This is a genomic window from Bacillus sp. iso_77 (assembly GCF_056173625.1).
Map to the genome: position 1 here is coordinate 658,504 of NZ_CM149683.1, position 23,121 is coordinate 681,624.

The 23,121-nt window shown below is 43.6% G+C and carries 21 protein-coding genes; 15 read left to right on the forward strand and 6 right to left on the reverse strand.

Annotation, left to right across the window (positions count from 1 at the left end; genetic code table 11):
- Positions 1–2: 2 nt before the first annotated feature.
- The 3 genes from purD (at position 3) to ablB (ending at position 2,453) form a co-directional block, all read left to right on the forward strand.
- Complete coding sequence (purD, locus tag AC0VYC_RS03290) at positions 3–1,277, forward strand: phosphoribosylamine--glycine ligase (protein ID WP_024719399.1); 1,275 nt, start codon at positions 3–5, stop codon at positions 1,275–1,277.
- Between the two features lie 120 nt (positions 1,278–1,397).
- Positions 1,398–1,592: a hypothetical protein gene (locus AC0VYC_RS03295; protein ID WP_135009881.1), complete on the forward strand. Its 195-nt coding sequence runs from the start codon at positions 1,398–1,400 to the stop codon at positions 1,590–1,592.
- 15 nt (positions 1,593–1,607) lie between these two features.
- Positions 1,608–2,453: a putative beta-lysine N-acetyltransferase gene (gene ablB / locus AC0VYC_RS03300; RefSeq protein WP_475389426.1), complete on the forward strand. Its 846-nt coding sequence runs from the start codon at positions 1,608–1,610 to the stop codon at positions 2,451–2,453.
- On the opposite strand, the gene AC0VYC_RS03305 is transcribed toward ablB, so the two are convergent.
- On the reverse strand, positions 2,448–4,106 hold the full coding sequence (locus AC0VYC_RS03305) for a PucR family transcriptional regulator (RefSeq protein WP_046526923.1): 1,659 nt from the start codon (positions 4,104–4,106) through the stop codon (positions 2,448–2,450). The two genes, ablB and AC0VYC_RS03305, sit on opposite strands and share 6 nt — an antisense overlap.
- 191 nt (positions 4,107–4,297) lie before the next feature.
- Between AC0VYC_RS03305 and AC0VYC_RS03310 the strand changes: the two genes are divergently transcribed.
- The 4 genes from AC0VYC_RS03310 to AC0VYC_RS03325 are packed head-to-tail and all read left to right on the forward strand — an operon-like array spanning position 4,298 to position 8,282.
- A complete protein-coding gene (locus AC0VYC_RS03310) occupies positions 4,298–5,662 on the forward strand; it encodes an aspartate aminotransferase family protein (protein ID WP_243824958.1) in 1,365 nt (454 codons plus the stop codon).
- A 12-nt stretch (positions 5,663–5,674) separates the two neighbouring features.
- Positions 5,675–6,361, forward strand: a complete 687-nt coding sequence (locus AC0VYC_RS03315) for a CoA transferase subunit A (RefSeq protein ID WP_039168513.1) — start codon at positions 5,675–5,677, stop codon at positions 6,359–6,361.
- Positions 6,337–7,002 (forward strand): 3-oxoacid CoA-transferase subunit B, encoded by a 666-nt coding sequence (locus AC0VYC_RS03320; protein ID WP_268418063.1) that lies wholly within the window; start codon positions 6,337–6,339, stop codon positions 7,000–7,002. The genes AC0VYC_RS03315 and AC0VYC_RS03320 overlap by 25 nt, the downstream gene beginning before the upstream one ends.
- 14 nt (positions 7,003–7,016) lie before the next feature.
- The gene (locus AC0VYC_RS03325) at positions 7,017–8,282 is read left to right on the forward strand and encodes a peptidase (protein WP_342473923.1); all 1,266 of its coding nucleotides are present in this window, start codon (positions 7,017–7,019) and stop codon (positions 8,280–8,282) included.
- A gap of 227 nt (positions 8,283–8,509) precedes the next feature.
- On the opposite strand, the gene AC0VYC_RS03330 is transcribed toward AC0VYC_RS03325, so the two are convergent.
- On the reverse strand, positions 8,510–8,731 hold the full coding sequence (locus tag AC0VYC_RS03330; RefSeq protein ID WP_008344274.1) for a YgaP family membrane protein: 222 nt from the start codon (positions 8,729–8,731) through the stop codon (positions 8,510–8,512).
- Between the two features lie 125 nt (positions 8,732–8,856).
- Here AC0VYC_RS03330 and AC0VYC_RS03335 point away from each other — a divergent pair, with 125 nt between their 5' ends.
- Positions 8,857–10,599: an adenine deaminase C-terminal domain-containing protein gene (locus AC0VYC_RS03335; RefSeq protein WP_041506659.1), complete on the forward strand. Its 1,743-nt coding sequence runs from the start codon at positions 8,857–8,859 to the stop codon at positions 10,597–10,599.
- Positions 10,600–11,130: 531 nt separating this feature from the next.
- Complete coding sequence (locus tag AC0VYC_RS03340; RefSeq protein ID WP_007496879.1) at positions 11,131–11,445, forward strand: YerC/YecD family TrpR-related protein; 315 nt, start codon at positions 11,131–11,133, stop codon at positions 11,443–11,445.
- A 79-nt stretch (positions 11,446–11,524) separates the two neighbouring features.
- Here the strand turns inward: AC0VYC_RS03340 and AC0VYC_RS03345 are convergent, their stop codons facing one another.
- Positions 11,525–12,040 carry a DUF3916 domain-containing protein gene (locus AC0VYC_RS03345; protein ID WP_135009873.1) on the reverse strand — a complete coding sequence of 172 codons (516 nt, stop codon included), beginning with the start codon at positions 12,038–12,040 and terminating at the stop codon, positions 11,525–11,527.
- A gap of 93 nt (positions 12,041–12,133) precedes the next feature.
- Positions 12,134–13,714, reverse strand: coding sequence for an FMN-binding glutamate synthase family protein (locus AC0VYC_RS03350; protein WP_458155639.1), 1,581 nt, complete (start codon positions 13,712–13,714; stop codon positions 12,134–12,136).
- Between the two features lie 139 nt (positions 13,715–13,853).
- Here AC0VYC_RS03350 and AC0VYC_RS03355 point away from each other — a divergent pair, with 139 nt between their 5' ends.
- Positions 13,854–14,084, forward strand: a complete 231-nt coding sequence (locus tag AC0VYC_RS03355; protein ID WP_017366762.1) for a hypothetical protein — start codon at positions 13,854–13,856, stop codon at positions 14,082–14,084.
- A 1-nt stretch (position 14,085) separates the two neighbouring features.
- Here the strand turns inward: AC0VYC_RS03355 and AC0VYC_RS03360 are convergent, their stop codons facing one another.
- Positions 14,086–14,487 carry a DUF2283 domain-containing protein gene (locus tag AC0VYC_RS03360; RefSeq protein ID WP_234833540.1) on the reverse strand — a complete coding sequence of 134 codons (402 nt, stop codon included), beginning with the start codon at positions 14,485–14,487 and terminating at the stop codon, positions 14,086–14,088.
- 273 nt (positions 14,488–14,760) lie between these two features.
- On the opposite strand from AC0VYC_RS03360, the gene pcrB reads away from it, so the two are divergent.
- From pcrB to AC0VYC_RS03385, 5 genes are all read left to right on the forward strand, one after another.
- Positions 14,761–15,453: a heptaprenylglyceryl phosphate synthase gene (gene pcrB, locus AC0VYC_RS03365; protein ID WP_008344257.1), complete on the forward strand. Its 693-nt coding sequence runs from the start codon at positions 14,761–14,763 to the stop codon at positions 15,451–15,453.
- Positions 15,454–15,510: 57 nt separating this feature from the next.
- Positions 15,511–17,733: a DNA helicase PcrA gene (gene pcrA, locus AC0VYC_RS03370; RefSeq protein ID WP_039168527.1), complete on the forward strand. Its 2,223-nt coding sequence runs from the start codon at positions 15,511–15,513 to the stop codon at positions 17,731–17,733.
- Between the two features lie 44 nt (positions 17,734–17,777).
- A complete protein-coding gene (ligA, locus tag AC0VYC_RS03375; protein WP_007496867.1) occupies positions 17,778–19,784 on the forward strand; it encodes an NAD-dependent DNA ligase LigA in 2,007 nt (668 codons plus the stop codon).
- Positions 19,785–19,799: 15 nt separating this feature from the next.
- Complete coding sequence (locus AC0VYC_RS03380) at positions 19,800–20,987, forward strand: CamS family sex pheromone protein (RefSeq protein WP_008344253.1); 1,188 nt, start codon at positions 19,800–19,802, stop codon at positions 20,985–20,987.
- Positions 20,988–21,347: 360 nt separating this feature from the next.
- Positions 21,348–22,355, forward strand: coding sequence for a phosphotransferase enzyme family protein (locus AC0VYC_RS03385; protein ID WP_046527516.1), 1,008 nt, complete (start codon positions 21,348–21,350; stop codon positions 22,353–22,355).
- Between the two features lie 44 nt (positions 22,356–22,399).
- On the opposite strand, the gene AC0VYC_RS03390 is transcribed toward AC0VYC_RS03385, so the two are convergent.
- Positions 22,400–23,092: an MgtC/SapB family protein gene (locus tag AC0VYC_RS03390; RefSeq protein WP_008344247.1), complete on the reverse strand. Its 693-nt coding sequence runs from the start codon at positions 23,090–23,092 to the stop codon at positions 22,400–22,402.
- Positions 23,093–23,121: the final 29 nt, after the last annotated feature.

A 23,121-nucleotide genomic window follows, 5' to 3' on the forward strand; every position in this document is an offset into this window, starting at 1 on the left:
GTGTGAACGTATTAATTATCGGCAGAGGCGGAAGAGAGCATACCATCGCATGGAAAGTGAATCAAAGCGAACTTGTCAGCCAAGTATTTGTCGCACCCGGCAATGATGGAATGACAGACGCTGCGAAGCTTGTCCCAATCGACGAGGGCGATCATGAGGCGTTAATTCGTTTTGCAAAAGACAATAACATCGGTTTAACAATTGTCGGTCCAGAGGTTCCATTAATTGCAGGTGTCGTCGATGCATTTGAAGAAGCAGGACTCAAGGTATTTGGACCGAATGCAAAAGCCGCAGTCATTGAAGGCTCAAAAGAATTTGCAAAAGACTTAATGAAAAATTATGAGATCCCGACAGCCGCTTACGCCACTTTTACATCGTTTGAAGAAGCGAAGGCATATGTGGAAGAAAAGGGTGCCCCAATTGTCATTAAAGCAGATGGGCTTGCCGCAGGAAAAGGCGTGACAGTGGCCATGACGCTTGAAGAGGCAATCAACTGCCTACATGACTTTTTAGAGGATGAAAAGTTTGGCGATGCGAGTGCATCGGTTGTCATTGAAGAATTTTTAACGGGTGAAGAGTTTTCTCTGATGGCCTTTGTCAATGGAGAAAAGGTGTATCCGATGGTGATCGCACAGGATCATAAACGGGCATTTGAAGATGACAAAGGACCAAACACCGGCGGGATGGGCGCTTATTCACCGGTTCCACAAATTTCTGATGAAGTGGTACAAAAAGCGGTGGAAGACGTCGTCAAACCAGCAGCTCGCGCGATGGTGCAGGAAGAGCGTTCGTTTACAGGCATTTTATATGCGGGCTTAATGCTGACACCAGAAGGCTCTAAGGTCATTGAGTTCAATGCACGCTTTGGTGACCCTGAAACGCAAGTAGTGCTTCCTCGTCTTGAATCAGATCTAGTTCAAGTCTTCCTAGACATTCTAGATGGAAAAGATGTGGACTTGCAGTGGAAAGACACAGCCGCTGTCAGTGTCGTTCTTGCATCAGAAGGATACCCGGAAGACTATGCAAAAGGCACGCCAATCGGTGCTTTGCAAACAACGGTCTCTGATGTCGTCACCTTCCACGCAGGAACAAAAAAGGAAAACGATCAATTCGTCACAAATGGCGGCCGTGTAGCAAATGTGACCGCATTTGACGACACATTTGAAGCGGCAAGATCAAGAGTGTATGAAGCGGTTGAAGAAATCATTCAGCCAGGTTTATTTTATCGCCGTGACATTGGCGCCCGTGCGCTGAAGGCTGCGGGGAAAAACGTTTAATCAAAACACCTTTCTATCTGACGAGATGGAAAGGTGTTTTTTCTTCTTCTGTTCATAGGAGGGATGCGGGCAGATGATGAAGAAGTAGTATGGGATCACGAATAGATTTAGGGAGGCAACATGGAAATCAAAGCATTTATCATCTTTGCAAATGTCATGCTTGTTTTATATCTCATAACTATAAATAACATCATGGTGACTGCCATTAAGCAGAATAAATTGAAAAAAAGCTTTGCCATTAGTTATATGATCCTATCCATTTTTTCTGGCATTGCTATTTCTTCATTTTTAATTTGGAAGTTTTTCATTAGCTAAGAGGGGAATGAGTGTATGGTGCAATTGAAGAAACTTGCAAACGAGCGTTTTTCTGCTTTGATCTGTATGGATCCATTTAACGAGCGAATTCGTTTGGATGACTATAGCGGCAGGGTGCAGGATGTGATTCAGTCCGTGCTTCAGGAAGCGGCGGACTGCAAGGCGTCTAAGGTTATTGTAAAAGTAAGGCGTGAGCATATGCCGCTTTTTTTAGCAAAAGGCTTTCGGCTTGAAGGCGTGTTTTCTCATTATTTTCTCGGAAGTGATGCGTACGGCATGTCGCTTTTTCTGACCGAAGATCGAATGAACAGCCCATTTTGGCTGAAGGAAGATGAAATCGTTGCGTCTATTCAAGAAAAGCCGATGAAAAAAGACCAAGGCGTGTGGCAAGATGAGTATGTAATGAGGAAAGCCGGTCCAGAGGATGTGCACAAGCTGGCAGCGCTCTATGATACGGTCTTTGAAACGTATCCCACGCCAATGAACGAGCTAGATTACATCCGAAAGGTAATGGAGGAAGGGACGGTTTTTTATGCTGTTGAACATGACGGTCAACTTGTAAGTGCCGCATCCGCTGAAATCAATGTGCCGTATGGTCATGCAGAATTAACAGATTGTGCAACCCTTCCCACATACAGAAAACTAGGATTCATGCATCATTTGATTCTAGCCCTCGAACAAGAGCTTCAATCCATGCACATTTATGTCTTTTATTCTCTCGCCCGTGCACTGTCCTATGGAATGAATCAAGTATTTTATCAGCTCGGGTACACATACACCGGACGCTTTCAAAACAACTGCTATATTTTTGACAAAATTGAAGATATGAATCTATGGGTCAAAACGCCAAATGAATCATGAAATGGTTCTCATCTGATCAAGCAGACCAGATAGGCGGTACGCCATGATACTCAGCTGCAGCTTCATCCGATCATCAGTGGATTTGAGGCTGCAGCCTGTTCTCGTTTCAATTTGTTTCAACCGGTAGCTTAACGTATGCCGGTGAATAAACAATTCCCCCGCTGACTTTTGAATATTTTCATTGTGTGCCAAATACACTTCGAGTGTATGAATGAGGTCAGCCCCTTGTTTTTTTGTATAAAGCAGCGGGCTTAACAGCTCCACATAAAAGTCATGCAAATTCATTCCGGCTTCGTTCATTTCAAGCAGCATCCCATATAGACCGAGCTTCTGATAATGAATGATGCTGTCATCTGTTTTCAAAAGAGGAAGAAGCCTTGCTGCATACTGGGCTTCTTTTGCACTTTTAGCAAAGAGACTGATCTGGTCGTAGGCTCTTCCAATGCCAATCACAATGGGATGGACGGGGAAAAAATAAGACCAAGTACTGCGGCATTCTTCTGATGCGCGATACCAATTTGTTTCTTGATACGTGTTTTTCCCTGCGGGTGTCAGAACGAAAATGGAATCAAGCCTTGCCTTTAATAAAAAGGGAATTTGTCTGCGTTCAAAAATGGATGTGAGCAATTGGGATAGGCGCTGCACCATTTGATGATCGAGCTGTGTGTGCTGATGCTGAAATTGAAAGTAGATGACGACTTGTTCTTCGCTCATATCATATTGCAGCTTTCTTGCTTGTTCGATGACATAACTTTCTTCTGTGTATTGCTGTTGCAGCATATCATCCAATAAATGCCCCTGCATTTGGTTTTCTGTATCTTGAATGGCTTTTTGTTTCAACCATTCAATCGCATACACCGCACCGGCATGCTCAATGGCGATGGCATCGAGATGGTGCCACGTCTCTTTTTTCTTTAACGCCACAATGAACCCGAAAATATCTCCCATTGCAATCACAGGGCATGCAGCTAGAACAAACGCACCATATGTGTCATAGACGAGCCGGCCTTTTTCCTCTGCCTGCTTGAGCAGAGAAGAAGTTTCTATCGGTTCGTCATCTGTTAGAAAGCCAAAAGCAGGAGAATAGGTCACTTCGTCTGTTTCGAGATGAGCTGCTGTTTGGTGCAAAAACACATCCAGTACGACGATATTTGCCGCTGTGAGATGTGCCAGTTCATCTGTAATTTGCGTGACATTTTTATTGCTCACATTTAAATGGGTCAGTCTTTGATGAATCGCGGAAGAATATTTGAGCTGATGGAGCTGACTGCTGACGATTTGTTCTAGAACGGCTTTTGTGATGTCTGAAAAATTGACATGGGGCGGAATCTCGATGAGCGGAATACCGCTATTTTCGGCGGCTTCAATGAGTGATGCGGGAATTTCCGTTAAGTACACTCCTTTATAAATGGCAATGGCTGAAAGACGATGAGATTGAATTAATTTTTCAAGCCGGATGCGTCTTTCTTTATTTTCTGTCAGCCCAAATCCAGTTGTAACAAGTAATTCTCCTTCGGAAAGTCTAGACGTGTCCTCAATAATTTCCACAATGGTCACCCACTGGATAAGACGATCCAGTCCATTTTCTCCAGCAAGCAGTTTGGTTTCTTTCATCATATCGAGCGAGAGTGCATCTTTGACGAGAATCGCCATAGACTCATGACCTCCTTTTGAACACTCTTATACACCATGTATAAAAAACACATGTGAAATTCGGGCATATGGCGAATGGAGGATGACTGCCCTCTTGATTAAGCTAATCTTATACCAAGTATACAAAATTTTCTTGCGATTCATGTAAAAAGAAAAGTGCAGCTGCTGACAAGAGAGGGAGGAATGACAAAGTGGAGACCCGGGATTACTTAATCAAACCGATGTTAAATCAGCAATATCCTGTGGCTGTGAGAGGAGAGGGGATTTATTTATATGATCGGGACGGAAAAAAATATATAGATGGCTCATCAGGGGCAGTCACGGCAAGTATTGGACATGGCATACAAGAGATTATTGATGCGATGACGGAGCAAGCGAAAAAGGTGAGCTTTACGTACAGGTCACAATTTACGAATGAACCAGCGGAAGAACTAGCGTATGAATTGAGTACAATTTGCCCAGGTGATCTGAACTGGTCTTTTTTTGTAGGGAGCGGTTCAGAGGCAACGGAGACTGCTATGAAAATGGCGATTCAGCATTGGCAGGAGCAGGGGAAGACGGAAAAAAATCATATCATCTCAAGATGGATGAGTTACCACGGCATTACATTAGGGGCGCTGTCAATGTCAGGTCATATTGCAAGGAGGGAGCGCTTTGAACCACTGCTTGAAAAGCACCCAGTGCTGTCACCGCCCTATAGCTACCGGTCATGGCTGCCAAAGGAAGACAGCAAGCAGGTCGAGTGGTATGTCCAGGAATTTAAGACCGTCATCCAGCGTATAGGAAAAGAGAGGATCGCCGCATTGATTGCTGAACCGATTGTTGGCGCAGCGGGAGCGGCGCTCCTGCCGCCAGACGGATATTTCGAAGCGATGAAGCGTGTCTGTGAAGAAAACGACATTTTAATGATCGCAGATGAAGTCATGACGGGCTTTGGACGAACTGGGAAAATGTTTGCGATGGAACACTGGGGCACGGTACCAGATATCATGGTTCTCGGAAAGGGCATGAGCGCAGGTTATTCTCCAATCGCAGCAGTTGTCTCAACGGATCGTGTGATGGCACCGATTATCAGCGGCTCCGGCTCTGTCATGGCAGGGCACACATATAGTGCCAATCCGCTTTCAGCAGCTGTTTCATTAGCTGTCATTCGATATATGAAAAAACATCAGCTTCCCGACCGGGCTGACCTTTCTGGGCGATATCTTATGAATGCTTTAAAAGATCTGCAAGTAAATCATTCCATCATAGGAGATGTGAGAGGGAAGGGATTGCTTATTGGCATTGAGTTTGTCGCAGATCGTTTATCCAAAACGCCATTTCCTGCACATGCTCAGATAACCAATCTCGTCGTTGAAACGGCAAAACAAAATGGACTGCTGGTGTATCCAGCAAGCGCTGGAGAGGATGGGGTTGGAGGCGCAGCGGTTATGATCGCACCGCCGCTTTCCATCACACAGCAGGAAATGGATGAACTCATTGATTTATTCGGGCAGACCATCACACAAGTCGAACAAGAAGTGATCAATCGAGGGTTTTTCCCATCTGCTATGTAAGGAGGAACGAACATGAACAAAACTGTGGGTTTGGATGAAGTGATGACGCGATTAAAAGATGGCATGACCATCATGTTTGGCGGATTTGGCGGCGTGGGTTCACCACCATCGTTGATTGATGCCATTTTGGAAGCAAATATTCAAGATCTGACATTGATCGGAAATGATGCAGGTTTCCCGCAAATTGGTGTGGGCAGGCTCATCACAGAAGGAAGAGTGAAAAAAATCATCGCCTCCCATATCGGCTCAAATCCCATTGCAGGACAGAAAATGCAGGCTGGTACATTAGACGTTCATTTTTATCCGCAGGGCATTCTTGCAGAAAAAATCAGAGCAGGCGGAATGGGGCTGGCGGGCATTGTGACAGATGTTGGGATGGATAGCCTGAATCTCGATGAGAAACAATTGGTTCAACTGAATGGGAAGAATTATATGTTAGAGCCTGCGCTCACAGCGGATATTGCCATCGTCAATGCCTACAAAGCAGATGAAGTGGGAAACCTGATTTTTGATAAAAGCGCACGGAATACAAACCCGATTGTGGCGATGGCAGGAGACTGGACCATTGCGGAGGCAGAAGAAATTGTGGCAGCGGGGCAGCTCGATCCAGAAGAAATCGTGACGCCAGGCGTATTTGTGAATCAAATCGTGCAATCAAAAGGAGTGAACTGGACATGGGCATGGGAGACATCGATTTAAGACACCGCATTGCTAAAAGAGCAGCACAAGAAATTGAAGATGGCATGATTGTGAATCTTGGGATCGGCATTCCGACCCTAGCAGCAGATTACATTCCATCACATTACGAGGTGTGGCTGCATGCAGAAAACGGCATTATGGGGGCAGGAGCCTCGCCTTTGCAAGGGGGAGAAGATCCGAATTTGTGCAATGCCGGTGGTTTTCCCATTACGTTGACAAAGGGCGGCTCGTACATGGACAGTACGACTGCTTTTGGCATCATCCGAAAAGGCATGCTGGATATGACGATTTTGGGTGCACTTGAAGTAAGCAGCCAAGGGGATCTTGCCAATTGGATTGTACCGGGGAAAAGAGTACCGGGTATGGGCGGAGCGATTGAGCTGGCGCAAAAAGCGAAAAAAGTGGTCGTGGTGATGAGCCATCTTGATAAACACGGTCGATCTAAAGTGAAATCGGCTTGTACATTGCCGTTAACCGCTAAAGCGTGTGTCGATTTGATTATTACGGATATGGCGGTCATTGAGGTCAAGTCTCAGCTGCTCATTTTACGTGAAGTCATGCCGCCATTTCAGCCGGAAGATGTCATAAGGGCGACTGAAGCGCCATTAATTTTAGCGCCTGATGTCAAATCTGTTGTGTAGAAAGGATGAACGACTTGCAGCCAATGACACGTATTAGAAACTGGATGAAAGAGCATCAGGATGAAGCCATTACGCTTCTTCAGCAAATGGTGCAATGTGACAGCACCCAAGGAAATGAAGAAGATGTGCAGCAGATCGTGGCCAATAAACTGTCCGCCATTGGCTTTGATGTAGACGTTTGGGAAATTGGCGACGATGAATTACTAGAGCATCCTTATTTTTATTCCCCGCGCCGATCTTTTCAAGGGAGTCCCAACGTTGCTGGGCGATTGAAAGGGAAAGGTGGCGGCAAATCGATTTTATTAAACGGGCACGTAGATGTGGTTCCGGCAGGAGATACGAATCAATGGACATATCCGCCTTACAGCGGGCATATCATAAACGGGAGACTTTATGGACGCGGGGCAACAGATATGAAAGGTGGAAACGTTTCTTTACTCTTTGCGCTTGAGGCACTGCATGCGCTTCAGATTCCCCTGAAAGGAGATGTGGTGTTTCATAGTGTCGTCGAAGAGGAAAGCGGCGGAGCAGGCACACTTGCAGCGATATTGAAAGGGTACACAGCGGATGCTGCCATCATTCCAGAGCCAAGTCATATGAACATTTTTCCGCTTCAGCAAGGATCAAAGTGGTTCAGGCTGCATATTAAAGGAAGGGCAGCTCATGGCGGAACAAGGTATCACGGTGTTTCTGCTATTGAAAAGAGCACGGTGGTCCTTTCTCATATAGCGGCACTAGAAAAAGAAAGAAATCAGCGAGTGACGGAGCCGCTGTTTCAGCATATCCCGATTCCAATTCCAATCAACATTGGGAAAATTCAAGGCGGTGATTGGCCGTCCTCTGTCGCAGATCTTGTCACAATGGAAGGCAGGCTTGGTGTGATGCCAGGTGAGACAGTTGAGCAGGCAGAGAAGGAATTAGAAAATTGGATGACTGGACTCGCTGAAAAGGATGGTTGGTTTCAAGAACATCCTGTGGAAGTGGAGTGGTTTGGTGCTAGGTGGCTTCCAGGGTCAATCGACTCTGATCACCCGCTTTTAGGTCTATTGAAGGAACAATATGAAGAGGTCATGCAGCACCCGCCAAAAGTGGAAGCCGCCCCTTGGGGGACAGACGGCGGATTACTGTCACAAGCAGCGGATATCCCAATCATTGTGTTTGGACCTGGAACGACAGAGCTTGCCCATTTCCCGAATGAATCCATTGAGATGAAACATGTGATTGAAGCAGCAGAAATCATTGCTGGTACGTTGGTCAAATGGTGCGAAGCAGCGGAATGATTCACACACAAAAAAAGAAGGCTGTCTACTCAGCCTTCTCCAGCGTGCAGATAAACCCTCGCATTCGTTGTCAGGTCTGTGCGCCGGTGCTCACGAATGTAACATTCGCTCCGCTCCGGTGCTCGCCCTTCCTAGGCTTCAAAGGTTTTCATGTCACGCTGAAAGGAAGACAACGGGCTATAATAAAAATCATTTTAGCCCTTTGTCAACAATCTGATGAAGGCTGTCTACTCAGCCTTCTCTTTATGTGTATTCTGCTGTTCACACATATAGGTCACTGGACAAAAACGAAGAATACCAGAGCCCAATTTTAATCCGCCGAGCATGATGCCAAAAAGCAGCATTTTACTCCATGGTTTTCGAGCATATAAGGATCCAGCTACAGTACATATCGTCATTCCGCAGGCAATTCTCATGAGCGCTTCCATTAAGCCAAGATTAGGTTTCATTGCAAGTGATTCTCCTTTTTTAAATTATTTTAAGTGTGATTTCAAGAAATTGTAACGTTTCATTAATGCGTAACGTGGTTCGTTATGTTACGATAGGGCTAATACAAATGAAGGAGAGTATGTGAATGTCCGAACGTACTTTTAATTGGAGAAACAATGACATCCGCACACAAATCGATGTAGTCGACTCAAAAATAGTTCCAACACTCCTTTTAACGAATGGACTCGTGCTAAACCCGTTTTTGAAGCAATGGGTGAAGGCAAATATTTGGATACATGATGATCGAATTGTTTATGTCGGAGCAGAGCTTCCTCAAAATAAATCAGCTAAACGTGTGATTGATTGTGAAGGTAAATACATTGTGCCGGGGTATATTGAACCTCACGCGCATCCGTTCCATATTTATAATCCCCAATCACTTGCAGAATATGTGTCTCAATTTGGCACAACAACGATGGTCAGCGATAACTTATTTCTTCTTTTGCAAAGCAATGAAAAGAAAGCGCTTTCCACTCTGTGTGAATTAAAAAAGCAGCCATTTCAGTATTTCTGGTGGTCTAGATACGATCTTCAAACCGAGGTCAGGTATGAAGATGAGATGCTTCCTATTAACTATCGGAAAGAATGGATTGATCATCCCGACGTCCTTCAAGGCGGCGAATTAACGAGCTGGCCAAGATTAATGGACGGTGATGATCTCATTTTATATTGCATGCAAGAAACGAAGAAGCAGAGAAAACGAATTGAAGGGCATTTCCCTGGGGCTTCTGAGAAAACGCTAACAAAAATGAAGCTGTTTGGAGCGGACAGTGATCATGAAGCAATGAATGCAGATGATGTGCTCAAACGCTTGTCTCTAGGTTATCATGTGTCCTTGCGTCATTCTTCCATCCGCCCAGATTTAGTGAACATTTTAAGGGAATTGCATGAGCGTGACTTTAGGCACTACGATCACTTTTTCTATACAACAGATGGATCAGCGCCTCACTTTTATGAAGAAGGCATGATCAATCGTCTCATTTCCATTGCCCTTGAAGAAGGCGTGCCTACTATTGATGCGTACAATATGGCGACTTTTAACATTGCGAAATACTATCAAATTGATGACTTATTAGGCGTGGTCGGTCCTGGCCGATTGGCTTCTTTGAATATTTTAGATGATCCGATGAATCCAAATCCAGAAACGGTGATTTCTAAAGGGGTAATCCTGAAATTAGAGGGGGAGAACCAGCATCAATTCCAAGAGACAAAATGGGAAAATGGTGGGCTTGAACCATTAGATTTAAGCTATGACCTGACAATGAGTGACTTGCAATTCTCAATGCCTCTTGGTGTCAAAATGCGAAATTCTGTCATCATGGAGCCTTATACAGTGGAGATTGATAACTCTGTCAATCAGCTGTCCTGTGACCATGATCAAAGCTTCTTCAGCCTGATTGATCGAAAAGGCGAGTGGCGCGTGAACACAATGTTAAAAGGATTTGCAAACAAGGTGCAAGGGTTTGTCAGCTCATTTTCAACCACTGGTGACATTTTAGTGATTGGGAAAAATAAAGATGATATGATGCTTGCTCATAAGCGAATGAAAGAAATTGGCGGTGGAATTGTGCTCACAGAAAACGGAAAGATTTTGCATGAAATCCCGCTGCAATTATCAGGCTGTGCATCAGCTGAACCGTTTGAAACGGTTCTTCAGCAGGAGCAAACGTTACGCGAGCTACTCATTGAGCGAGGGTATCCATTTGACTGCCCGATTGATACACTTGTCTTTTTCCAAAGCACACACTTGCCGTATATTCGAGTGACACCAAGAGGAATATTTGATGTCATGAAAAAAACTGTACTCTTTCCGTCTATAATGCGTTAAAATATAACAGAGTGGAGCTGTATCATATTTGCTAGATTTCTGACCGCTGTTATAGGGCAGGAGTAAGCAAAAGATCTCTTCGCTGCTAGATATGGTGACAAAGCATAGGGCTTTGACATGACGAATGAAGTGCCCAATTGTAAAATGAATCTGTCGGTTACGCTGGCCGACCAACATATTTTGAATAATTAAGCAAGGCGGGGCGCAGGTTTGTCGTCTCGCCAAGCTTTCTCCACATACTGTTTTTTAGGGAAAGACTTAACAGAGCAGAAGTGTTCTAGATATCGGAGACAAACAAGTTTGTCAGATTGTCGCACAAGGAATATGACAAAACTTGTCGAATTTGTTTACGATAAAGAAGCTTCGGCTTACGAAAGAACCTGATGGCATTTTCAGCGTAGAACCAAACCTGTCATGATTCGTTCAAAGCTCATTGCTGAGGTTGAAAAAAATGAGTCAGGAAAGATACCGCTTTCTCGGAAAAGTCAGTGCGGAGCGGTGTGCCAATAGTAAAGGAGAAGATGTATAAAGATGCAAATTGATAAATTAAGGGGCAAAAGCTTAGATCAGCTATTCAACTCCATCTTATCCCTTAAAGACCTGGAAGAATGTTATCGATTTTTTGATGATTTGTGCACCATCAATGAAATCCAATCTTTATCACAGCGTCTTGAAGTAGCGCGTATGCTTCGCGAGGGAAATACGTATCATAAAATTGAGACGGAGACAGGTGCAAGCACTGCAACCATCTCACGAGTCAAACGCTGCTTGAACTACGGAAATGATGCCTACACGATGGCACTTGACCGTGTAGCAGAGCAACAAGCAACGGACGAAACAAAATAAAGCAGCTTTCACTGCAGACATTCTTTATGATTTGTCGTTTTGAAGTTGAACAAATAGAGCCATTTCAGTTGAAATGGCTCTATTTGATATCATCAAGTTCTCCCATAAACCATCGTTCACCTTCATAGGACACTTCATCGTCATCAGTGATCACTTCCTTAAAACCGATGGTTCGCATATTTTGCGCAACAGATAAATCCCATTCTTTTTGAATATTTCTCTGATCAGAAAGGGGAAGCCATGTCTGATACTCATCTTGTCTGTTGAAGAAATCTTTCACATAAGAATCCCCTTTAAACACAATGATTTGTGAATGCCATAATCCAGGCAGATCGACTGCGACCACGACACGATATATGTCCCCGTCGTTTGGTTTCAAATCAATGAGATGCTCAGCTCTATTCAATAGAGTTTGAATGCATAGACGTTTGATCTTTTTCGGTGTTCTGTTGGAAGTCATAAAATCATAAGCCGCTGGTAGAGGCAGGTGCCAGTAGTCAGAAACATTCTCCGGAAACGACTGCGTATTTGCGGTTATTTCTTTTATGATCTGTTGAGTCTTTCGTTTCATACCGCGGACCTTTTTTTCACGCATACTCTTTCTCCTTATCAAAGATCTATTAAGTTCTTTATACGTGATTGAGCAAGAATGTCAACGAAAAAAGGTGCGGAAACGCACCTTTTTAAGCTAGACAGACTGCTCTGTGCCTGAGAACATAGGGACTTCACTTGTCTGGCCGTTTTCTTGTCTAAAAATAATATGTTTTTCGTTAAAATGAATAGGTGATTCGATTCCAGCTGCTGCGCATAAATTAAACAAACCTTCTCTAAGGGACAGGATATAATTACAGACTCGGTATTTCTTTTCTTCAATGGATAAACCCTTTTGCAGCTTTGGATCAGTTGTGGCGACGCCGACTGGGCATTTATTCGTATGGCACACTTGTGCGCGAATGCATCCGACTGAAAACATCAAGCCCCGTGCGATATTGACAAAGTCAGCACCCATGGAAAGGGCAATCGCAATTTTATCAGGTGAGAGAAGTTTGCCAGAAGCAAAGAGTTTTACCTGATCTCTGACACCGTATTCTTTCAATATTTGATGAACCATTGGGAGTGCCGTGAAAATCGGCAGCCCTGCGGCATCTGCCAATTCATGAAAGGATGCACCAGTGCCGCCTTCTCCGCCATCCACTGTAATGAAATCAGGATGCTTTCCGCTTTTTTTCATGTACGCTGCAAGTTCCTCAATGTTTTCTTTATGTCCGACCACAAGCTTGATGCCGACAGGCTTTCCGCCTATACTTCGCAACTGTTCAATGAAATCAAACATATCAGGAATGGAATGGAACATCTCAAATCGATTTGGACTGTCAATGGATTGGTGGGGCGGCAATTTACGGATGCTTGCAATTTCTTCGGTGACCTTTTCACCGTCAATATGTCCGCCGCGTGTTTTAGCTCCTTGAGCCAGTTTCAGCTCAAAGGCTTTGACTTCCTCGTGCTCGCTTTTTTTCTTAAACTCTTCAAAGGAAAAAGCGCCATCCTCTGTTCTCACGCCAAATAGACCAGGCCCAATCTGGCATATAATATCAGCTCCGCCTTTGAGGTGATAGGGAGAAAGCCCGCCTTCACCTGTGTTCATCCACGTACCGCCAGCCATCTTTAATCCTGAGGATAATGCTGTAATGGCCCTGTCGCCTAAAGATCCGTAGCTCATGGCTGACTGACCAATCAGGCCTTTTACACGGAAAGGCTTTTGACATGTGTGCTCGCCTATCACTTGTACATCGTCTTGATGGAGATAATGAGGTTTTGCTTCGACCTCTTTGGTATGTTCACTTCTTCTCAGTAAATTGTCTTGATCGATCTGATACACTTTTGTTTGGATTTTTTCAGATTGATCGATGCGTAACTCATCTCGCTGCTTTGGAAATAGGACGTTGCGAATATAGTAACCAGGCTTGTCAAAATCACGTTTTGATCCAAAGCCCATTGTCCGGCTTTTGTACTTCCCAGACATGACAGCTTGCTCGTATTCTCTTCTTGAGAAAGGAAGCTCCTCTCGATCATTTAGAAACAGATATTGACGAAGCTCAGGTCCTATTTTTTCAAAAATAAACCGTAGCTTTCCAATGACCGGATAATTTCGTAGGACAGAATGCTCTTCCTGTTTTTCATCTCGCATCCAAATCCAGATGAATAAAATGATTGGTATGATGAAAAAAATCACTAATAATGCGCCAATGACAATGAAAGTTGTTGTCACGAAAATCCCCTCTTTTCTCTATCATTACTGTTGTTATTCCACTTTTCATTGAAAGAGAAACCACTTCAACAGATTGTGACGTTTAGAAATGAAAAGGCGGGGTAACTTACAAATAAGATCATAAGGGGAGGGAACATACATGAATAAGCGTCCGAATGCGTATGTACTTGCAGGATTAGGGGTTGGTGGTGCAGTGTTATTAGCAGTGAAAAATAAACAGCATCTCAAAAAATGGGCAAGCATGTTCCGATCAGATGAAAAGGTTCCTGAAAAAGCTGGTCACCCTGATCCGTTAGATATTCAAGACAATAAGATGGTCGATGAAGGGGCCATGACATCTGTTCATTATTTTAATGAAGTGAGACAATAGTTTAGAAAAACCGTTTTGACCATTCAAAACGGTTTTTTCTTGTCTTTTTTTTGATGTGATATCGAAGAGGATCGACAATCGTAAAACCGATCAACCCTTCGTGATCAGGCGTCGAGAAAAGAAATTCAATGCCCGATAAATGATAGGTTGAGAGAACTTCCTGATCCGTAAAACGTAACGAAAGCTCGTCCTCATAAACGGGTGTGTGCTTCAACACCTTGGCTTCTTCTGCAAATAACTCCAGCCCAGCCACTCGGCCCTCTTTGTCGATGTCTACGTTCACACATTCATTCACGTCTAATTCAATGGTTTCTTTGATTGTCCCGATTCGAGGCGGGATGAGATAGATGTATCCGATGTCGATCGTTTGATCATATGTGATGGTTCTTTTCAAATCATTCACCTGCTTGGTCGATAGTAAAATGTTCCTTTCATGTATAATATCATGTGATGAGATGAAGTAGCTCTCATTTCAGTTCAGCACGCATCTATTGATCTCCTTCAGCTCCTCTTGAAGTGGAGCTTTTCATATAGTCTCCATTCACCTCGCCTAAAGTGAAAATCGACTATTTTCAAAAGAATGAAACTTTTAGCTGAAGGAGGTTACCCATTTTTTGCGGTGTCTGATTTTGTTATAATATTTAAATGGAATGAAACGAATGGAGGAACGTTTTTCATGTATGATGTTACCGAGTGGAAGCATGTCTTTAAACTCGATCCAAATAAAGAGATTTCCGATGAACAACTTGAAGCGATTTGTGAATCCGGTACGGATGCCATTTTAATTGGCGGCAGTGACAACGTGACAGAAGACAACGTGCTGCAACTGATGTCAAAGGTGCGCCGCTTTCTTGTGCCATGTGTCCTTGAAATCTCGACACATGAGATGATTGTGCCTGGCTTTGACCTGTATTTTATCCCCACTGTGTTAAACAGCGCTCATCCTGATTGGATTGTTGGTCTGCATAAGGATGCGATGAAGGAATACGGTGATTTGATGTCAATGGAAGAGATTGTGCCGGAAGGATATGTCATCTTAAACGAAGAGTGTAAAGCGGCTAAGCTGACAGAGGCCAATACGGCACTCGATATAGATGACGTAAGGGCATATGCGAGAGTAGCAGAGCACTTGATGAAACTGCCCATCTTTTATTTAGAATACAGCGGGACGCTTGGAGATATAGAGCTTGTGAAAGAAACCAAAGCAGTGCTACATGAAACGGTTCTATTTTATGGCGGCGGTATTGAAAGCGAAGAGCAGGCGAAAGACTTTGCACAGCACGCAGACGTTGTCGTAGTGGGAAACGTCATTTATGACAATTTTAAAGAAGCGTTAAAGACAGTCGACGCAGTGAAAAAGTCATCATAGTCAAACAAGACGAAACGGGTTAAAATAGAACATAAGTTCGAATTGGCGGTGAATGAAATGAATGAAATATCGAATCATCTATTAGAAGGGCTGAATGACGCGCAGAAAGAAGCGGTCAAAGCAACAGATGGGCCGCTGCTACTGATGGCAGGAGCAGGTAGTGGAAAAACACGAGTGCTCACGCATCGAATTGCGTATTTAATGGCAGAAAAGCATGTGGCACCGTGGAATATTTTAGCGATTACCTTTACAAATAAAGCAGCAAGAGAAATGCGTGAGCGTGTACAAGCCATTTTAGGGCCTGGTGCGGATGACATTTGGATCTCTACGTTCCACAGCATGTGTGTGCGCATTTTACGACGCGATATTGACCGTATTGGTGTGAATCGCAACTTTTCTATATTAGACACATCTGACCAGCTTTCAGTCATTAAAAACATTTTAAAAGAACGAAATATCGATCCTAAAAAGTTTGATCCGCGCAGTATTTTAGGGTCGATCAGTAGTGCAAAAAACGAACTCATTGACGCAGAGGAATACGCAAAAACAGCCGGTGACTTTTACGATCAAGTCGTCAGCGACGTCTACACAGATTATCAAAAACGATTACTCAAAAACCAATCACTCGATTTTGATGATCTTATTATGATGACGATTCGTCTGTTTGAGCGGATCCCTGAAGTATTAGAACACTATCAGCGAAAATTCCAATACATTCATGTCGATGAGTATCAGGATACAAACAGAGCGCAGTACATGCTTGTGAAATTGCTCGCTCAGCGTTTTCAAAATATATGTGTGGTCGGTGACTCGGATCAGTCTATCTATCGCTGGCGTGGAGCGGATATTACAAACATTCTTTCCTTTGAAAAAGATTATCCGTCCAGTGAAGTGATTTTGCTTGAGCAAAATTACAGATCAACTAAACGTATTCTGAATGCCGCAAACACGGTCATTCAAAACAATTCAAACCGTAAGCCAAAAAACCTTTGGACAGAAAATGACGAAGGAGCGAAGATTGCCTATTACCGCGCAGATAATGAATTCGGTGAAGGTCAATTTGTCGCTGGCAAGATTCGTCAGCTCCATCAGAGCGGCAAGCGTAAATTATCTGATTTTGCGATTCTCTATCGAACGAATGCCCAGTCACGTGTCATAGAGGAAACGTTAATGAAGGCGAACATTCAATACAACATCGTCGGCGGCACGAAGTTCTATGACAGAAAAGAGATCAAGGACATTTTGGCTTACTTACGCCTTGTGTCAAATCCAGATGACGACATTAGTTTTGCGCGCATTGTCAACGTACCAAAGCGTGGAATTGGGGCGACTTCTGTTGATAAAATTGCCGCATACGCAGAAATGAATGATCTCTCTATGTTTGAAGCACTTGGTCAGGTGGATTTCATTGGACTCAGTGCAAGAGCAGCCAATGCACTTGATGAGTTCAAACAGCTCATTGATCAAATGACAAATATGCAGGATTATTTATCTGTCACAGAATTAACGGAAGAGATCCTAGAGAAAACAGGCTATCGTGAAGCACTGAAGATCGAAAAAACGATTGAAGCACAAAGCCGTTTAGAAAATATTGACGAGTTTCTATCGGTCACTAAAAACTTTGAAGAACAAAATGAAGATAAATCACTTGTCACCTTTCTGACAGACCTCGCCCTTGTCGCAGACATTGATAAGCTGGATGAGGCTGAGGAAGAAGATCAGGATGCGGTCATTTTAATGACGCTTCACGCAGCAAAAGGACTTGAATTCCCTGTTGTGTTCTTAATGGGAATGGAAGAAGGCGTCTTCCCGCACAGCCGTTCACTAATGGAAGATGCCGAGATGGAAGAAGAGCGCCGTCTTGCTTATGTAGGGATCACTCGGGCCGAAGAAGAGCTTTATTTATCAAGTGCGAAGATGAGAACGTTATTCGGCCGGACGAACATGAATCTGGAATCACGATTTATCAGAGAAATACCAGCTGATTTATTGGACAACCTAAATGAGAAAAAAGAAACGAAAACACCGTTTGGCCAAACGAGAGAAAGACCGCAAAGACGAGGGCCTGTCTCACGTCCCCAAACGCAAACCATTCAAAACACAGGCGGCGGCAGCATTGGCTGGGCTGTCGGTGATAAAGCCGCTCATAAAAAATGGGGCGTTGGCACGGTTGTGAGTGTAAAAGGTAGTGGGGATAGTACAGAGCTTGATATTGCCTTCCCAAGCCCTACAGGCATTAAGCGTCTCCTTGCCGCATTTGCGCCAATCGAAAAGCAATAAACTGATAGGACTGACAAAACGGATGAAGTGAAAGGAAGAAGCAGATGGATAAAGAAGCAGCGAAACGCCGGATCGAGGAACTACACCAGATTTTGAATCAATACAACTACGAATATCACACACTGGATCGTCCAAGTGTTCCTGACGCTGAATATGATGCGCGGATGCGTGAGCTGATCTCTCTGGAGGAAGAATACCCTGATTTAAAAGCAGCGGATTCACCCTCGCAAAGAGTAGGAGGTGCTGTTTTAGACGCCTTCCAAAAAGTACGTCACGGTACACCGATGCTCAGTCTCGGCAATGCGTTTCATGAACAGGACCTTCTTGATTTTGACCGCCGGGTTCGTCAGGCAGTCGGTGACGACGTCGCTTACAATGTCGAGCTGAAAATTGACGGACTCGCTGTTTCTCTCCGTTATGAAAATGGCGTGTTTGTCCGGGGTGCCACGCGGGGTGATGGGACAACAGGTGAGGATATTACCGAGAACCTCAAAACCATTCGTTCCATCCCGCTCAAAATCAATCGGCCTCTGTCGATTGAAGTGAGAGGCGAGGCATTTATGCCAAAACCTTCTTTTGAAGCCCTTAACGAAAAAAGATTACAAAACGAAGAAGAGCCGTTTGCGAACCCGCGTAATGCGGCTGCTGGCTCACTTCGTCAGCTCGATACGAAAATTGCAGCGAAACGAAACCTTGATATCTTCGTCTACAGTATAGCGGAGCTTGATGAAATTGGTGTTGAAACGCAAAGCGCAGGACTTGATCTTCTCGATGAGCTTGGCTTTAAAACGAACAAAGAAAGACGGATGTGCCAAACCATTGAAGAAGTGATCGACCTCATTGAAACACTGAAAACAAAGCGTGCTGATTTCTCATACGAAATCGATGGCATTGTTATTAAAGTCAATTCACTGGCTCAGCAAGAAGAACTAGGCTTCACAGCAAAAAGTCCACGCTGGGCTGTTGCGTACAAATTTCCGGCTGAAGAAGTCGTGACGAAGCTGATTGATATTGAACTAAGTGTGGGGCGTACTGGCGTCATCACCCCAACAGCGATTCTTGAGCCTGTAAAAGTGGCAGGGACGACAGTGCAACGTGCTTCTCTTCATAATGAAGATTTGATCAAAGAGAAGGATATCCGCCTTTTTGATCAAGTGATTGTCAAAAAAGCGGGCGATATTATCCCAGAGGTTGCAGGGGTCCTTGTTGATCAGCGAACAGGAGAAGAAAAGCCGTTTCACATGCCGACTGAATGTCCAGAGTGTCATAGTGAGCTGGTCAGAATTGAAGGAGAAGTGGCGCTGCGGTGCATCAATCCACAATGCCCCGCTCAAATACGTGAAGGACTCATTCACTTTGTGTCTCGTAATGCGATGAATATTGATGGGCTAGGCGAGCGAGTCATTACACAACTTTTCAAAGAACAGCTTGTCTCTCGTGTATCAGACCTTTACCGTTTAACAAAAGAAGAGTTGATTCAGCTAGAACGAATGGGCGAAAAATCAGTCGATAATTTACTGCGTTCGATCGAGCAATCGAAAGAAAACTCTCTTGAACGTTTATTATTTGGACTTGGTATTCGATTTATTGGTTCTAAAGCAGCGAAGACGTTGGCCATGCACTTTGAGGATATCGATCAGTTAAAACAAGCAACGAAAGAACAATTACTTGAAGTAGATGAAATTGGTGAAAAAATGGCCGATGCAGTTGTCACGTACTTTGAGAAAGAAGAAATACTAGATCTGCTAAATGAACTAAAAGAACTTGGGGTCAATATGACCTACACTGGGCCAAAACCGGTGAAAGTAGAAGAAAGTGATTCCTACTTTGCAGGAAAAACGATTGTGCTGACGGGGAAATTAGAAGAAATGTCTCGTAATGATGCAAAGGCAGCGATCGAAGCATTAGGCGGCAAGTTAGCCGGTAGCGTAAGTAAAAAAACAGACTTAGTCATTGCCGGCGAAGCAGCTGGAAGTAAGCTGACAAAGGCAGAAGAACTCAATATTGAAATTTGGGACGAAGCCAAAATGCTCGAGGAGCTAAAGAAATAAGAGGAGTGTTTTCTATTGAAAAAGTTGCTATTGCTGCTGACAATGCTCACACTGGTATTGTCAGCGTGTGCACCTTTTGGGGGAAAGGATGAGGAAGAGGTCACACAAAAAACGGATGAAACGAAAGAAACAGCGATCATCCCAATGTACAACATCTCTGATTCCTATTACAAAATGGTGCTGCCGTTTAAACAAGGAGCGGCAAGAGGACTAACAGCAGAGCGTCTCAATACACGCTTAGACATTGATGAATTTGAAACAGGACTCATGCGCCTGGCAACAGAATCATTCAATACAAACGACTATCTGTTCCAAGAAGGACAGCATTTAGATGAAGATACTGTTCTCAGCTGGCTTGCCCGCAAAAAAACAGGCAGTGATCTGAAAAAGGCTGAAAAAGAAGACAAAGACTTTAAGAACTTAGGTTTAAACCCTGCTCTTCCAAACTCAGGTTCAACAAAGTCAAAAAATGAAAATAGTCCAATCTACTTAGCTTCCATGCTAGAACATAATTACTTAATCAGAAAAGATAAAAATAGCTTACAGCTTGGCGGGGTTGTCATCGGTCTTGCGCTTAACTCTGTCTATTATTATCGCGAAAATATCGGGGATCCTCAGCAAGAGGTGACCATCGATTCATCGAAGAATTCAAAGAAACTTTTAGCAGAGGGCGAAAAAATTGCGGAACAAGTCATTAAACGCCTTCGTCAAATGGACGGACTGCAAAAAGTCCCAGTCATGATTGCTCTTTATAAACAAGCACCAAAATCATCTATTGTTCCAGGAAACTTCATCGCTAAAACCGATGTAAAAGCAGGATCAGCTGATATTGGTAGTTGGGATACGATTAAAGAAGAGAATGTCTTCTTCCCTTCAGATAATGCCAAGAGCAGCTACAAAGATGATTCAGAGCGATTTGACCGCTTCAAGACAAAGGTAGAAGACTACTTCCCGAATTACACAGGTGTGGTAGGCAAAGGTTTCTATAAAAACGGGAACTTGCAAAAAATGAAAGTAGAAATTCCAATGCAATTCTACGGAAAAACAGAAGTCGTGGCATTCACGCAATACTTAACAGGTGAAGTCATGGATTACTATAAGAGCACCAATATAGAAATAAACATCACCTCTTCTGATCAGCAAGAAGCCCTCATCACAAAAAATGCTGAAGACAAAGAACCAACGGTCCATATATATGACTAAATAAAAACCGCCTTTTGGCGGTTTTTAGCGTGTAGACAAACCCTCGCATTCTTTGTCAGTCCTGCGTGCTGGTGCTCACGAATGTGAAATTCGCTCCGCACCAGTACTCGTCCTTCCTAGACTTCAAAGGTTTTCTATCACGCTGAAAAGAAGACAAAGGGCTAAAATCAAGTTCATTTTAGCCCTTTGTCAACCATCTGAAAACCGCCTTTTGGCGGTTTTTTATTTCTAATTAGAGGAGTTTTTCAATTTTTGTCAAAGTATGTGAAGAAACCAAAAGGAAAGGCAGGTATGTTGATGCTCGTATAAATGCTGATTACCGTCATGTATAAGTAAAAAGACGATAAAAGGAGAATCAGCATGCATAAAGAAGTAAAAGCACGATACGATGAACAAATGGTCTTAAAGAAAGCGGCTCTACTCTATCATTTTCAGCCAGAACAGGTCACATTTCTAGCCGATGCAGAAAATTATGTGTATGAATATACGGATGAAAAAGGGTCGAGTTATATATTGAAAATTACCCATACCATTCGCCGCTCCCGCACATATATTCTAGGAGAAATGGACTGGATTCGGTATTTATCTCAACATGGAATCTCAGTAGCTAAACCGGTTTTATCCGCAAGAGGAAAAGATGTTGAAGCGATTCCCGATCAAGCAGGAGGCGCTTTTTTGCTGAGAGTGTACGAAAAGGCGCCCGGCAGAAAAGTGACCGAAGCAGATTGGAATGGACAGTTGTTTCAAGCGTTAGGAGCCTATACTGGGCGTATGCATCAAACGACTAAACAATATCAAGTGAAAGATCCTCGCTATAAGCGTCAAGAGTGGTATGAGGAGGAGCAATTAAAGCTTGAAACGTATATTCCTTCTGATCAAACGGTTGTGTTGCAGAGAAAAGATGAACTGATGCAAAAGCTTCACCAGCTCCGAATATCCAAGGATGTCTATGGACTGGTGCATGCGGATTTACATCACGGGAACTTCCATTATCATCAGGGAGAAATCATTGCATTTGATTTTGATGATTGTGGGTATCACTGGTTTATCAATGATATAAGCATTTTGCTATACAACGTTCTTTGGTATCCGGTGATTCCGTATGAGGATAAAGCTGAATTTACGGGTGAATTTATGAGCCATTTTCTCAAAGGCTATCGACAGGAGAATGAGCTTGATGACGCATGGCTGGCGACAATACCAGATTTCCTTATGCTGCGTCATATGCTTATTTATGGGCTTTTACATCAAGCATTTGATCTCCGAACACTAAGCGCTGACGAAAGTGCCATGCTGGCGCGTTTTCGAAAGGAGATTGAGGACAAAACCCCAATTACGCCTTTTGACTTTCATCAGCTAACAACATAAATAGAAAGCCCCTTGCTGTTTCACATAGCAAGGGGCTTTTTATCCTAAACCGTATCACACTTCACACCAACAACGCCTTCTAAATCTTTAATATCAAAGTACACATCGGTTGTATAGCGGTCTTTATGTACGCGAACACGTACTTCCATGATCGGATAGTCTTTTTCCTTTAAATCATCAATACGTACAGAATGAATACGAATATTGAGTGCTTTCATTTCTTTTAAAATCTCTGTCATACGGTTTCGATCAGAAAGTGACATTCTGATGCGGATTTCTTTTTCCTGTAAGCGAATGGGTCCAATCCGCTGGAAGAGCCAAGGTAAAAATTCCACACTGACAAGAATAAAGAAAAGACTGAGGAAGGCTTCTTTATAAAAACCTGCACCTGTTGCAACCCCAAGTCCTGCTGCTCCCCAAATCATCGCAGATGTCGTAAGTCCTGAGATGACGTCATTGCTTTTGCGAAGAATCACACCTGCTCCAATAAAACCAACACCAGATATAATTTGCGCCGGTAACCTGAGTGGGTCCATTTGAAGCTTAGAGACTCGAGGGAAATTGTAGGCTGCATCAATGCTGATGATGGTTAATACGCAGGAGCTGACAGCAATGACAATACACGTTTTCAGCCCAAGCGGCTTTTTCTTAAGTTCGCGTTCAAGACCGATGATCAAACCGATTAAGGTGGCAACGGCTAATTTTAAGACCGTATCCCATTCAATTGTCCAAAACATGCGTATCGCTCCTTTCACTTCATGTACGT

Excerpts from the sequence above, each read along its gene's own strand:
- AC0VYC_RS03315 (WP_039168513.1), top strand. The coding sequence starts at position 5,675 with ATGAACAAAACTGTGGGTTTGGATGAAGTGATGACGCGATTAAAAGAT.
- AC0VYC_RS03385 (WP_046527516.1), top strand. The coding sequence starts at position 21,348 with ATGCATAAAGAAGTAAAAGCACGATACGATGAACAAATGGTCTTAAAG.
- pcrB (WP_008344257.1), top strand. The coding sequence starts at position 14,761 with ATGTATGATGTTACCGAGTGGAAGCATGTCTTTAAACTCGATCCAAAT.
- pcrA (WP_039168527.1), top strand. The coding sequence starts at position 15,511 with ATGAATGAAATATCGAATCATCTATTAGAAGGGCTGAATGACGCGCAG.
- AC0VYC_RS03320 (WP_268418063.1), top strand. The coding sequence starts at position 6,337 with ATGGGCATGGGAGACATCGATTTAAGACACCGCATTGCTAAAAGAGCA.
- AC0VYC_RS03305 (WP_046526923.1), bottom strand. The coding sequence starts at position 4,106 with ATGGCGATTCTCGTCAAAGATGCACTCTCGCTCGATATGATGAAAGAA.
- ligA (WP_007496867.1), top strand. The coding sequence starts at position 17,778 with ATGGATAAAGAAGCAGCGAAACGCCGGATCGAGGAACTACACCAGATT.
- AC0VYC_RS03390 (WP_008344247.1), bottom strand. The coding sequence starts at position 23,092 with ATGTTTTGGACAATTGAATGGGATACGGTCTTAAAATTAGCCGTTGCC.
- AC0VYC_RS03330 (WP_008344274.1), bottom strand. The coding sequence starts at position 8,731 with ATGAAACCTAATCTTGGCTTAATGGAAGCGCTCATGAGAATTGCCTGC.
- AC0VYC_RS03295 (WP_135009881.1), top strand. The coding sequence starts at position 1,398 with ATGGAAATCAAAGCATTTATCATCTTTGCAAATGTCATGCTTGTTTTA.
- AC0VYC_RS03345 (WP_135009873.1), bottom strand. The coding sequence starts at position 12,040 with ATGCGTGAAAAAAAGGTCCGCGGTATGAAACGAAAGACTCAACAGATC.
- AC0VYC_RS03335 (WP_041506659.1), top strand. The coding sequence starts at position 8,857 with ATGTCCGAACGTACTTTTAATTGGAGAAACAATGACATCCGCACACAA.
- AC0VYC_RS03340 (WP_007496879.1), top strand. The coding sequence starts at position 11,131 with ATGCAAATTGATAAATTAAGGGGCAAAAGCTTAGATCAGCTATTCAAC.
- ablB (WP_475389426.1), top strand. The coding sequence starts at position 1,608 with ATGGTGCAATTGAAGAAACTTGCAAACGAGCGTTTTTCTGCTTTGATC.
- AC0VYC_RS03355 (WP_017366762.1), top strand. The coding sequence starts at position 13,854 with ATGAATAAGCGTCCGAATGCGTATGTACTTGCAGGATTAGGGGTTGGT.